Source organism: Pseudomonas sp. PDM32, from assembly GCF_019219225.1.
Classification (GTDB): domain Bacteria; phylum Pseudomonadota; class Gammaproteobacteria; order Pseudomonadales; family Pseudomonadaceae; genus Aquipseudomonas; species Aquipseudomonas laurylsulfatiphila.
This window is the reverse complement of the sequence record NZ_JAHUWE010000004.1, coordinates 47,351-59,564: the sequence shown is the minus strand read 5'-3', so window position 1 is coordinate 59,564 and position 12,214 is coordinate 47,351. Positions and strand designations below refer to the sequence as shown.

15 protein-coding genes are annotated in these 12,214 nt (G+C 58.9%); 6 read left to right on the top strand and 9 right to left on the bottom strand.

The window, feature by feature from the left end; genetic code table 11:
• The first annotated feature begins 9 nt into the window (after window positions 1-9).
• A complete protein-coding gene (locus KW846_RS08945) occupies window positions 10-1,173 on the top strand; it encodes a 1-acyl-sn-glycerol-3-phosphate acyltransferase (protein WP_173900855.1) in 1,164 nt (387 codons plus the stop codon).
• A 137-nt stretch (window positions 1,174-1,310) separates the two neighbouring features.
• On the opposite strand, the gene KW846_RS08940 is transcribed toward KW846_RS08945, so the two are convergent.
• Complete coding sequence (locus tag KW846_RS08940) at window positions 1,311-1,589, bottom strand: hypothetical protein (RefSeq protein ID WP_056726254.1); 279 nt, start codon at window positions 1,587-1,589, stop codon at window positions 1,311-1,313.
• Between the two features lie 190 nt (window positions 1,590-1,779).
• Here KW846_RS08940 and KW846_RS08935 point away from each other — a divergent pair, with 190 nt between their 5' ends.
• The gene (locus KW846_RS08935) at window positions 1,780-1,986 is read left to right on the top strand and encodes a hypothetical protein (protein ID WP_033048315.1); all 207 of its coding nucleotides are present in this window, start codon (window positions 1,780-1,782) and stop codon (window positions 1,984-1,986) included.
• A 117-nt stretch (window positions 1,987-2,103) separates the two neighbouring features.
• On the opposite strand, the gene KW846_RS08930 is transcribed toward KW846_RS08935, so the two are convergent.
• Window positions 2,104-2,688: a YajG family lipoprotein gene (locus KW846_RS08930; RefSeq protein WP_007973847.1), complete on the bottom strand. Its 585-nt coding sequence runs from the start codon at window positions 2,686-2,688 to the stop codon at window positions 2,104-2,106.
• Window positions 2,689-2,892: 204 nt separating this feature from the next.
• On the opposite strand from KW846_RS08930, the gene KW846_RS08925 reads away from it, so the two are divergent.
• Window positions 2,893-3,132 carry a hypothetical protein gene (locus KW846_RS08925; RefSeq protein ID WP_218482007.1) on the top strand — a complete coding sequence of 80 codons (240 nt, stop codon included), beginning with the start codon at window positions 2,893-2,895 and terminating at the stop codon, window positions 3,130-3,132.
• Window positions 3,133-3,874: 742 nt separating this feature from the next.
• On the top strand, window positions 3,875-5,383 hold the full coding sequence (gene mqo, locus KW846_RS08920; RefSeq protein WP_218482006.1) for a malate dehydrogenase (quinone): 1,509 nt from the start codon (window positions 3,875-3,877) through the stop codon (window positions 5,381-5,383).
• A 76-nt stretch (window positions 5,384-5,459) separates the two neighbouring features.
• On the opposite strand, the gene KW846_RS08915 is transcribed toward mqo, so the two are convergent.
• The 5 genes from KW846_RS08915 to KW846_RS08895 form a co-directional block, all read right to left on the bottom strand.
• Entirely contained in the window at window positions 5,460-5,927 is a 468-nt protein-coding gene (locus KW846_RS08915; RefSeq protein ID WP_256356659.1) for a hypothetical protein, read from the bottom strand.
• A 160-nt stretch (window positions 5,928-6,087) separates the two neighbouring features.
• Window positions 6,088-6,375: a PA4642 family protein gene (locus KW846_RS08910; RefSeq protein WP_218482005.1), complete on the bottom strand. Its 288-nt coding sequence runs from the start codon at window positions 6,373-6,375 to the stop codon at window positions 6,088-6,090.
• Between the two features lie 63 nt (window positions 6,376-6,438).
• On the bottom strand, window positions 6,439-6,924 hold the full coding sequence (locus KW846_RS08905; RefSeq protein ID WP_116581204.1) for a hypothetical protein: 486 nt from the start codon (window positions 6,922-6,924) through the stop codon (window positions 6,439-6,441).
• 99 nt (window positions 6,925-7,023) lie between these two features.
• Window positions 7,024-7,497, bottom strand: coding sequence for a WbuC family cupin fold metalloprotein (locus tag KW846_RS08900; protein ID WP_015096807.1), 474 nt, complete (start codon window positions 7,495-7,497; stop codon window positions 7,024-7,026).
• Window positions 7,498-7,500: 3 nt separating this feature from the next.
• Window positions 7,501-8,058: a hypoxanthine-guanine phosphoribosyltransferase gene (locus KW846_RS08895; protein WP_007973854.1), complete on the bottom strand. Its 558-nt coding sequence runs from the start codon at window positions 8,056-8,058 to the stop codon at window positions 7,501-7,503.
• Between the two features lie 165 nt (window positions 8,059-8,223).
• Here KW846_RS08895 and upp point away from each other — a divergent pair, with 165 nt between their 5' ends.
• Window positions 8,224-8,862: a uracil phosphoribosyltransferase gene (gene upp, locus KW846_RS08890; protein WP_007973856.1), complete on the top strand. Its 639-nt coding sequence runs from the start codon at window positions 8,224-8,226 to the stop codon at window positions 8,860-8,862.
• Between the two features lie 2 nt (window positions 8,863-8,864).
• Window positions 8,865-10,139, top strand: a complete 1,275-nt coding sequence (locus tag KW846_RS08885; protein ID WP_007973857.1) for a uracil-xanthine permease family protein — start codon at window positions 8,865-8,867, stop codon at window positions 10,137-10,139.
• Between the two features lie 103 nt (window positions 10,140-10,242).
• Here KW846_RS08885 and hemH read toward each other — a convergent pair whose 3' ends face one another.
• Entirely contained in the window at window positions 10,243-11,268 is a 1,026-nt protein-coding gene (gene hemH, locus KW846_RS08880; protein ID WP_007973859.1) for a ferrochelatase, read from the bottom strand.
• A 13-nt stretch (window positions 11,269-11,281) separates the two neighbouring features.
• Complete coding sequence (locus KW846_RS08875) at window positions 11,282-12,184, bottom strand: TIGR01777 family oxidoreductase (protein WP_218482004.1); 903 nt, start codon at window positions 12,182-12,184, stop codon at window positions 11,282-11,284.
• Window positions 12,185-12,214 lie beyond the last annotated feature (30 nt).

Sequence of the window (12,214 nt, the reverse complement as noted above, 5' to 3'; positions counted from 1 at the left end):
GAGAGCATGATGGGCGAATTCGATGCCATCCGACCTTACGACGACAGCGAAGTCCCAGCGGTGCTGGACCGGCTGCTCGGCGACAAGGCGTTTCTAGATATCCTCACCCACTTCCGCTTCCCGCGTTTTGCCGGCGCTTTAGGCTGGGCGCTCAAACCTCTTATAGCCCATCGGCTGCGCCGTGAGTTTGCCGGCGTGACCTGTGTGGCCACGTTACAGGACAAAGTCGAGGTTTACGTCGACCACACCATCGAGCGCGCCACCGACGGTGTCACTTATACCGGGGTGGAGCAATTCAAGTCCGGCAGCGCCTATCTGTTTATCGCCAACCACCGCGATATCGTGATGGACCCGGCCTTCGTCAACTACGCCGTGTACCACGCCGGCCTGCCGACCCCGCGCATTGCCATTGGTGACAACCTGCTGCAAAAGCCTTTCGTCAGCGACCTGATGCGCCTGAACAAGAGCTTCATCGTGCACCGCTCGATCAGCGGTCGCCGGGAGAAAATGGCGGCCTATCAATTGCTATCGGCGTATATCAACCATTCGATCCGCAACGATTGCGCCTCGATCTGGATCGCCCAGGCCGAGGGCCGCGCCAAGGACGGTGACGACCGTACCGAATCGGCGATCCTCAAGATGTTCCACATGAGCCGCAAGGACGAGCCGTTCGGCGAAGTCATTCAGTCGCTGAACCTGACCCCGGTGTCGATCAGCTACGAATACGACCCCTGCGATCAGGCCAAGGCCCGCGAGCTTTACATCCGCGCCACCACCGGCAGCTACACCAAGGTGCCGGGCGAGGATGATGTGAGCATCGCCAAGGGCATCACCGGCTACAAGGGCCGGGTGCATGTGAACTTTGCCGCGCCGATCACCGAACTGTTCGAAGACACCAAGCAATTGGCAGTCGAGATGGACAAGCAAATCCTCAGCGGCTATCGCTTGTTCCCGGTGCACTACCTGGCTTACGCGCAGTGGAAAGACGCTGATCCGCAGTTGCAAGTGCCGAAGGCCGCCGAGGTGTTCCCGGCCGAAGAACTGGCCAAGGCCCAGGAAGAATGGCAACGCCGCCTGGACGCTTGCCCGCCAGAACATCGTCCTTACCTGGTGCTGCAATATGCGACACCGGTGCGCAATCAGTACCGGGTGAAGGCAGGGTTGCCGCTGTAAGCGGTTTCGGCTGGATACGAGAACGGCGCCTTCGGGCGACGTTTGTTTTAAAGATCGCAGCCTTCGGCAGCTCCTACGCGGGATTGATGTACACCTGTAGGAGCTGCCGAAGGCTGCGATCTTTTGCTTGAAAAGGTTCAGACCTGAGTGCTGATCCAGGACACCAGCAGCGCCATCCCCATGCAGGCAAAACCGAAGATGTAGAAAAACCGGTTCATGCGCAAGGTCGCCCAATCCAGCGTGGGTTCTGCGTTCGGGCTGCTCTGGCGCTGCGCCTGCAAACTGGCCATCGCACGCAGTTCGCGGCGACGGGTGGCGTGCAGCAACCAGCCGCCCGGGAAGGCAAAGAGCAAGGCCAGCAGATTGATCAGTTTGGCAGGATGGGCGGTAAACAGCGTCATCAAGTGCAGCGACATCACGAACCTCAAGTCAAACAGGTAGCAGGTGCCGGACGGGCGACCGCGGCGCGGATTCTACCGAAAGCCTGCGCCCCTGCCCTCTGTTTCCGACAAATAACGAAGCTTTTGATCAATGACTGTCCTGAGTCACGGCTTCGTCATCTGTATCGGCGAACATGCGCATCCCGAAACCGACACGGATCACGTCATGCTCCACGCCGAAAACCAGGATCGTCTCTACCTCATCACCCCCAGCGAAGAACAACAAACCCTCGTCGGCAGCCTCGCCTTCAACGTTCAGGATCGCCATTGGCTGGTGTATTGCGCCTTGGGTGGGCATCAACATGCGGATTTGCCGGAAACGGATTTGCTGACGGGCGTGAGTGTGCTGGATTTTTACTCGCAAGCTGCCTGATACCAATCTGTAGGAGCGAGCTTGCTCGCGATGGACTTGAGGACGCCGCGGGGTATCGATTCCCCGCGTAATCGTTAACGACCATCGCGAGCAGGCTCGCTCCTACAGGGGCTCGCATTACTCGCCGAGAATCTGACCTACGGTCGGGTCCTTGAACAGGCGGGTCAACGCATCGCTCAGCACATCGCTGACCAGCTTGGTGTTGGTTTCCTGGTTCGGCGCCATGCCGAAGCGCTGGTCCAGAGACGAACCATAACGGCCGCTGTAGCGACGGTTGGCGTTCTGCACATCCGAGCGGAACGTCGCGCCGATGGTGGCTTCGGTCACGTACATGCCTTCCTTGGGCGACTGGTACTTCAGTTCCGCCAGGGTCACGGTCAGTTGCGGCGCATTCATGGCGTTGTTCGTCGGGGTAAAGCCCAACAGACGCACGGCGGCTTCAGCCTGGGCCTGCAGCTTCGGCAGGATCTGCGCGCCCTGCACGGTGATCGCGCTGGTTTCCGGGTACAGGCCACCACGCGTGCCCAGCGTCGGCGACGGGCGACCGTCCACGACACGCACCACGACGGGCTGGCCATGGCCGACCGGGGCCAACTGCGCGGTCAGCTTGGGTTCCGGGCTCAGTTGTTGCGGGCTGTGGGCGCATCCAACCAGGGTCAAACTGGTCACAGTGATCAAACCGAACAACAGGCGTTGCAACATGCTCTTCTCTCCAGAATCAGGCACAAACAGGCCGGCAGTATAGCGGTGCGCCACTGCGGGGAACCAGCACCTCACAGTGTTTGATGAAATCTCTGACAACCCCTGCGGATTGCAGTTCATGTCACACAGATGTCACCACTCCTACACTTGCACGTAATGGCCTACAGGCAATCTTCCCGGCAAGCACCCACACGGTACTTCACCATGCGCCATCTGATCTCTCTGTTCGCGCCACGCCCGTTGCACCGCTGCTTCGCCCTGCTCGACCGCAACGGCCACTGCCAGGCCTTCAAGCAGTGCAGCTTGCAGCCCATGGGAGATGGCTGGGTTGAAATCGAGGAAATCCGCCTGAACTGGCTCAATCAGCCACTGCCGGCCGGCGCCCGCGTCGCTTCGCAACCGCGTCAGCCACGCTCGCGTGCACAGCAACTGCTGACGATCTGACCAAACACCTAATAAAAGTCATAAAACACGACCATTTCCCTGCGTTTCTTAGATACAATCTCCCCCCGATTATAAGGACGTCTCCTGATCGGGCCTCGCAGCACCGTCAATGCACTTGTGTTGACACCCCGCTCCGCCCACAGAGAGCCGCCCACACAGATCGAGTGAAGCTGGCGCGCTTGCTGTTTTGTTGAGCAAAACCTCCACTTTTCGCGAATCTGCAGAGCTGTCATTACGCTCGGTCACTGAGCTGTTTGCCCGTTTTTGCCTGCCCTGTATCCCATGGCGGCAATCCACCCGGGCACGGTGCCAGGCTGGGACAGCCCTTTTTGAGGTTCACGTCTTCAAAAGAGCGTGAAAAAAACGGGTTTTCACAACTTCACAAGAGTGTGGCGAGCAAATGAATAGTTTTGCGTCTGAACATGCACCATTAGCGTCTACAACAGCCCAACGACACAGGACCGAGTATTCCTCGAACACCGGAGCCTGAAGCCTGTCCGCTACGGATTTGGTTGCACAAACGGATGTATCGACCATAAGTCGAATTGCCAGTCGCACGTTGAAATGAGTCCATAGGGCTCTTATTAGACCCGGCAGGTAGCGTCCGTCGAAGTTGCGATAAATTGCGAAGATTCGGACATGGCGATACTGCCATGGATACCTTGGGGCCACACTGACACGCCCCGGAACACCTGGCAGCCATGCCGACAATTTGGTGCTGCAGATTTTGGAGACGCGTTAAATGGCGCATAACGAAGCAGTCGACGTAGTACTGGTTGGGGCCGGCATCATGAGTGCCACCCTTGCAGTCCTGCTCAAAGAGCTCGACCCCGCGATCAAGCTGGAAGTCGTCGAGCTGATGGATTCCGGTGCCGCGGAGAGTTCCAACCCGTGGAACAACGCCGGTACCGGTCACGCCGGGCTGTGTGAGCTCAACTACACGCCGCAGGCAGCCGATGGCGCCGTCGACATCAAGAAAGCCGTGCACATCAACACCCAGTTCGAGGTGTCGAAGCAGTTCTGGTCGTACCTGACCAAAAAAGGCACTTTCGGCTCGTGCAAATCGTTTATCAGCCCGGTGCCACACCTGAGTTTCGTGCAGGGCGACAGCGGCGTGTCCTTCCTCAAGGAACGCTTCAAGGTGCTGAGCAAGCACCACGCCTTCGCCGACATGGAATACACCGAAGACAAGGCGACAATGGCAGAGTGGATGCCATTGATGATGCCTGGGCGCGACCCCGGCGAAACCCTTGCCGCCACCCGCGTGATCAATGGTACCGACGTCAACTTCGGCGCCCTGACCAACCAGTTGCTCAAGCACCTGACCTGCGCACCCGATGCCCAGGTCAAGTACTGCAAGCGCGTGACCGGCCTTAAGCGCAGCAACGGCGGCTGGACCGTCAGCATCAAGGACGTCAACAGCGGCAACACCCGTGAAGTCGACGCCAAATTCGTCTTCCTCGGCGCTGGTGGCGCGGCACTGCCGCTGCTGCAAGCCTCGGGCATCGAAGAGAGCAAAGGCTTCGGCGGCTTCCCGATCAGCGGCCAGTGGCTGCGCTGCGACAACCCGGAAGTGGTCAAGCACCACCAGGCCAAGGTCTACAGCCAGGCCGCCGTAGGCTCACCGCCAATGTCCGTGCCGCACCTGGACACCCGCGTGGTCGATGGCAAGAAGTCCCTGCTGTTCGGACCGTACGCTGGCTTCACCACCAAGTTCCTCAAGCACGGCTCCTTCATGGACCTGCCGCTGTCGGTTCGCGCCGGCAACATCGGCCCGATGCTGGCCGTGGCAAAAAACAACATGGACCTGACCAAGTACCTGGTCAGCGAAGTGATGCAGTCCATGGAGCAGCGCCTGGAATCCCTGCGTCGCTTCTACCCGGAGGCGAAAGCCGAAGACTGGCGCCTGGAAGTGGCCGGCCAACGGGTGCAGATCATCAAGAAAGACCCGAAAAAAGGCGGCATCCTGCAATTCGGCACCGAACTGGTCGCAGCCAAGGACGGTTCTCTGGCGGCACTGCTCGGCGCTTCGCCAGGTGCATCGGTGACTGTTTCGATCATGCTCGAGCTCATCGAGAAATGCTTCCCGAGCAAAGCCAAGGGCGAATGGGCTGGCAAACTGGCAGAAATCTTCCCGGCCCGGGAGAAGGTTCTGGAAACCGACGCTGCGTTGTATCGCAAGATCAACACGCAGAACAACGTTGCCCTGGAACTGGTTGAAGCCAGCAGCGAGACCGAAAGCTACGCTTGAGGAATAAAAACTCGCTGCACTAAAAAGCCCCAGATCGAAAGATCAGGGGCTTTTTGCGTTACAGCATGAACATTTATTAGTTCATGATGAACTTGATTCGCGTGCCACCATTGCGAACATATGGATCATCATCCGCAACATCGATCAATGAAGCGCTGCAATATTGATCAGGTTCCGCTTTCACCCAGCGGGTATAATGCATGGTCGCCCATTCATCCATGGGCACTTGCTCTACATGACCAAAACTGAACAAGCAGCGTTTGTTACCCTGGACATAACTGAACGCCTCACGCTTGGCGCGCGACTCTGGCAGATAGTAGGTTAGCTCTTGGTTTTCCGCAGGCTTGATCGAGAAGTCATGATCCCGGTTGTCCGGATTCTGCCCCCATTTGAAATCTTCACCCGGCAGTATGACTGCCGAACCTGCATTGAAAATTTCCACATTGACCACTTCGTCGGCCGCTATCGAGTACGAACTTGCCAAAGTGGCAGCCACGACTATAAGCCGGCACATGATTGTTCCCATGAGATCATCCTTGATCATTTCAACACCTGTTTCGATTTTTCTTTAATTATCGAGTTACCCCGAGTGCACACCAGTGCGCACTCGATAGTAACCAACTAACTAAGGATCACAAAAACAAAACAGGTTTTATTAGGTGATTGGATATTTCCTTCCAATCTCCTAAAGAACTTTAACACTCTTAGCCGCAGGCCTTCTCGATCAGCTCGATGTAGTCCGGCGCGTTGCGCTGATCCTTGATCAGGGCAACGAAGTCATTGCCGTGCTCATCCTTGCCATTCACGTCGTAACCGGCTTCGACGAAAAACGTCAGGAAACGTTCGAAATCGTCGATGCGCAGGCCACGGTAGGCCTTGACCAGTTTGTGCAGGGACGGAGAAGTCGCGTCGACCGGTTCGAAATCGAGGAACAACTTGATCTGCTCATCGCCGATCTCGTCACCAATCACTTGTTTTTTATCTTTACGCATTGCCGACTCCAGCTCGCAGACATTTCACGGGGCGGGCAGTTTACCCCCGCGCAGGCACAGGGCTCAACGCGCACGAGTGCTGCCGGTATGCAGATCGGCCCAGACATGGCCGTTGGCGTAGCTGAGAAACTGGCAATACACCGTCTCATTGCGCAGCAAGTCGATCACCACCCGGTATTGCGCCAGCGGGTAATAAAGGGTCAGGGTCTTGCTCGACTCATCGTAAATCGGCTTCTTCAGGCTCTTGCTTTCACCATCGAAGTTGACCAGCACCTGACTGATGTTAGCGCCCTTGTTCAGGGATTTGCCCTTGAGACGAATCAGCAACGGCGAAGTGACCGGAATCGGCTGTTGAGTGGATTGACGCTGAGCGCCGACCACCACCGAATAATCGGTGACCTGCATCAGTTGCTGCTGCTCGGGATCAGCAGCGCGCAAAGTGAGATCGTCCGGCGGCAGGAATTGACTGTGCATGGGCGCCGGGGCGGCGGCCAAGGGCAGGCTGAGGGTCAGCGCCAGAGCGGCGCAACAGCGGATCAAAACACTCATGACGGGCTCCGGAGGGCGGGGCCGGGCACTTTACCACGGGTGTAAAAGCAAAAGATCGCAGCCCCTGTAGGAGCTGCCGAAGGCTGCGATCTTTTGATCCTAATCGAATTGCGCGTGCATCCAGGCCTGATACTCGGCAACACCAGGCTCGCCTTCGCGCGGCGCCCAATGCGCCAGCTCACCCTCACCGACCGGACGGTAAGGACCGGCCTTGCATTCGAACATCAGACTGTCGGCCTCCAGCACCACCAGTCCGTGGAACACACCGGTTGGCAGGTCCACGCCAACACAGTCGCCACCGGCCTCGAGCACGGTCTTGCTCAGCACCATGCCGGTCTCGTCAAAGATCAACACGCCCAATCGCCCCTTGAGGACCAACAGGGTTTCGGCCTTGTTGTCGCCCAAGTGCCGGTGAGGCGGGATATACGTGGACGGTTGCAGCCCCACCGCCATGCGATGGCAAGCGTCTTCCATCTGATGGAAATTGTGATGCTGGCGCCCGCGAGGATTGGCCGCGGCTTTCCCGGCCAGCTCGGCGAACAAGGTCTGATCCAGAAAACGCGGCGTATCCATGTCTTACATTCCTTTAACGGCGAAAATCCCGTTGGCGTTACGCCAGTAGCCTTTGTAGTCCATACCGTAACCGAAGATGTAGCGGTCGACGCACGGCAGACCGACGAAATCGGCCTTGAGGTCCGGACGGGCCTTGCGGTCGTGGTCTTTATCAATCAGCACGGCGGTGTGCACTTTACGTGCGCCAGCGTGTTTACAGAAGTCGATGATCGCACCCAGGGTGTGCCCTTCGTCGAGGATGTCGTCGATGATCAAGACATCACGGTCGATGAAGGAGACTTCCGGCTTGGCCTTCCAGAACAGGTCGCCGCCGCTGGTTTCGTTGCGATAGCGGGTAGCGTGCAGGTAGGACGCTTCCAGCGGGAAGTGCAGATAGGTCAGCAGCTTGCCGGAGAAAATCAGCCCGCCGTTCATCACGCAGAACACCACCGGGTTGGAATCCGCCAGTTGATCGTTGATTTGTGCACCGACGCGGGCGATGGCCGCCTCGACTTCAGCTTCGGTGTACAGGCAGTCAGCCTCTCGCATGATTTGACGGATATGCTCGAGATCAGCGGACATGGTGCTCTCCAGGGGATGGCGGATTCGGGAAAAGCGGGCAAAGGTACGCATCAAGCGAGGCCAGATCAAGCGTTTGTGGACTAACGTACTGTATGTCTATAGGACAACACCCTCGGATAGATTAATCTAGGCCGGTTTTTTTGCCCGCCGCCGGAGCCTTTCCCCATGCCCATCCATGAGATCCGCCACCCGCTGATCCGTCATAAACTTGGCCTTATGCGCCGCGCAGACATCAGCACCAAGAATTTCCGTGAGCTCGCTCAGGAAGTCGGCGCCCTGTTGACCTATGAAGCCACCAAAGACCTGCCGCTGGAATCCTACGATATCGATGGCTGGTGCGGCACTGTGTCGGTCGAGAAAATCGCCGGCAAGAAAATTACCGTGGTGCCGATCCTGCGTGCCGGCATCGGCATGCTCGAAGGTGTGCTCAGCCTGATCCCGGGCGCCAAAGTCAGCGCCGTGGGCGTGGCCCGCAACGAGGAAACCCTCGAAGCCCACACCTACCTCGAGAAGCTGGTGCCGGAAATCGACGAACGCCTGGCCATGATCATCGACCCGATGCTCGCCACCGGCGGCTCGATGGTTGCAACCATCGACCTGCTGAAAAAAGCCGGCTGCAAGGACATCCGCGCCATGGTGCTGGTCGCTGCGCCAGAAGGTATTGCCGTGGTCGAGAAGGCTCACCCGGACGTGATCATCTATACCGCGTCCATTGATCAAAAACTGAACGAACATGGCTACATCATCCCGGGGCTGGGCGATGCCGGTGACAAGATCTTCGGCACCAAGCAGAAGGACGCGTGACCATGCAGCAAGAGTTCAACGATCCGCTCTGGCGCACGGTGCTGTCGGGTGCACAGATGCTGTTCGTGGCCTTCGGCGCCCTGGTGTTGATGCCGCTGATCACCGGTCTCGACCCGAACGTGGCGCTGTTCACGGCCGGCCTGGGGACGATCCTGTTCCAGATCGTCACCGGGCGTCAGGTGCCGGTGTTCCTGGCATCGAGCTTTGCCTTCATTACCCCGATCATTCTCGCCAAGGGCCAGTTCGGCCTGGCCGCGACCATGGGCGGCGTAATGGCAGCAGGTTTCGTCTATACCTTCCTCGGCCTCGCGGTGAAAATCAAAGGCACCGGTTTCATCGACCGCCTGCTGCCGCCCGTGGTGATCGGGCCGGTGATCATTTCGATTGGCCTGGCAATGGCACCGATTGCCGCCAACATGGCCATGGGCAAGGCCGGTGACGGCAGTGAATTGATTCATTACCAGACTGCGATGATGATCTCGATGCCTGCGCTGCTGACCACGCTGATCGTTGCGGTTTTCGGCAAGGGCATCTTCCGCCTGGTGCCGATCATTTCCGGCGTGCTGGTCGGTTTCGGCATGTCGTTCTACTTCGGCGTGGTCGATACCGCGAAGATCGCTGCGGCCCCCTGGTTCGCCATTCCTCACTTCACTGCGCCGGAATTCAACTGGCAGGCGATCCTGTTCATCGTTCCGGTGGCTTTGGCCCCGGCCATCGAACACATCGGCGGCGTGATTGCCGTGGGTAGCGTGACCGGTCGCGATTACCTGAAGAAGCCCGGCCTGCACCGCACCCTGCTCGGCGACGGCATTGCCACCACGGCGGCCGGTCTGTTTGGCGGCCCGCCCAACACCACCTACGCCGAAGTGACCGGCGCGGTCATGCTGACCAAGAACTACAACCCGAAAATCATGACCTGGGCGGCGATCTTCGCCATCAGCCTGGCGTTCATCGGCAAGTTCGGCGCACTGCTGCAAAGCATTCCGGTACCGGTGATGGGCGGGATTCTGTGCCTGTTGTTCGGCTCGATTGCCGCGGTGGGGATGAACACACTGATCCGCCACAAGATTGATCTGGGCGAGGCGCGCAACCTGGTGATTGTGTCGGTGACCCTGGTGTTCGGGATCGGCGGCGTGCTGATCGGCACCGGCACCGGACCGGACGACTTCGGCCTCAAAGGCATCGCGCTGTGCGCGGTGGTGGCGATTGGTTTGAACCTGATCCTGCCGGGCAATGACAGCTGGAAGCACAAGAAGGCGAATGAGCCGCTGCTGTAGTGTTTCAAGAGCTTTGTTGTTAATGAAATAGCTTTCGCGAGCAGGCTCGCTCCCACAGTCTGGAATGCATTCCCCTGTGGGAGCGAGCCTGCTCGCGAAGCTTTTAAAGCGCCAACGGCGCCCTTTCGCACAACGCACTCAACGCCCGCGCCCAATGCGGGTCATCGTTGAGGCACGGCACCAGCACCAACTCCTCCCCCCCCGCCGCGCGGAACTGCTCCTTGCCGCGATCACCGATCTCTTCCAGGGTCTCGATGCAATCGGCAACGAACGCCGGGCACATCACCAGAATCTTTTTCACGCCGCTTTTAGCCAACTCATCGAGGCGCGCCTCGGTGTAGGGTTCGATCCATTTGGCGCGTCCCAGGCGCGACTGGAATGACACCGACCACTTGCCGTCCGGCAAACCCATGCGCTTGGCAAACTCCGATGCTGTCCGCAGGCATTGCGCGCGATAGCAGGTGGCCAATACCGCTGGCGACGCGTTCTTGCAGCAATCCTCATTCTTGAAGCAATGCTTCCCCGTCGGATCGAGCTTGGTCAGGTGCCGCTCCGGCAATCCGTGAAAGCTCAGCAGCAAGTGATCGTAATCCTGCTGCAAATGTGGCCTCGCGCTGGCGACCAATGCGTCGATGTATTCCGGTTGGTCATAAAACGGCTGAAGAATCGACAATTGCAGATCGAGTCCTTTTTCGCGCAGCACACGCTTGGCTTCTGCAATCACCGTGGTGGTGGTGCTGTCGGCGAACTGTGGATAAAGCGGCGCCAGGGTTATTCGCTTGTGCCCCGCCGCAGCCATGCGCACCAGCGTCGACTCGATCGACGGCTCACCGTAGCGCATCGCCAGCTCGACCGGGCCGTGTTGCCACTGGGCAGTCATGGCCTGTTGCAGGCGACGGCTGAGCACCACCAACGGCGAGCCCTCGTCCCACCAGATCGAGGCATAGGCATGGGCCGACTGCTCGGGACGCTTGATCAGGATCAGCGACACCAGCAGGCGCCGCACCGGCCATGGCAGGTCGATCACGTACGGGTCCATCAGAAATTGATTGAGGTAGCTGCGCACATCCGCCACCGAGGTGGAGGCAGGTGAACCCAGGTTGACCAGAAGCAACGCGTGATCGGTCATGCAACATCCTATTTCAAAGGCGAGCGGACAGATCATCCAGTGCCGCACGCAAATCCGTGAACTGAAAAGTGAAACCCGACTGTAACAAGCGAACCGGCGTGGCCCGTTGGCCGCCCAGCAACAGCAAGGACAACTCGCCCAGCCCGACCTTCAAGGCGAAGGCCGGCATCGGCATGAATGCCGGGCGATGCAGCACGCTGCCCAACGTCTTGGCAAACTCGCGGTTGCGCACCGGTTTGGGTGCGCACGCATTATAGGGACCGCTGGCCTCGTTGCGATGCAGAAGAAAATCAATCAGAGCGATTTGATCGTCGATATGAATCCATGGCATCCATTGCCGGCCGTTGCCGATCGGCCCTCCCAGCCCCAACTTGAAGGGCAGTAACAGCCGCGACAAAAAGCCGCCCTCGGCCGACAGCACCAACCCGGTTCGAATGAGGATGACGCGAATGCCCAGCGCTTCAGCCCGTTGCGCGGTTTCTTCCCAGGCGATGCATAACTGGCTGGCGAAGTCTTCGCTGACCGGCCCCGAGTCCTCGGTCAGTTCGCGCTCGCCACCGTCGCCATACCAGCCGACGGCCGAACCGGAAATCAACACTCGGGGTTTCTGCTCGCGACGCTCAAGCCACGCCAGCAGGGTTTCTGTCAGCGTGATCCGGCTGCTCCACAACAAGGCTTTACGCTTGTGCGTCCAGGGTCGGTCGGCAATCGGCGCTCCGGCAAGATTGACGATCGCGTCCACCGGTTCCTGCCCCAGATCCTCCAACCGGGCAATTCCACGCACTTGGGCACCACATGTTTTCGCGACTTTTTCAGGCTTGCGACTCCAGACTGTCAGGCGATGGCCCTGTCCCGACCAGTGCCGGCAGAGCTGACGTCCTATCAAACCAGTACCGCCGGTCAGCAATATGTGCATGACTTCTTCCTCGCGTGGCGTTTTACCCTG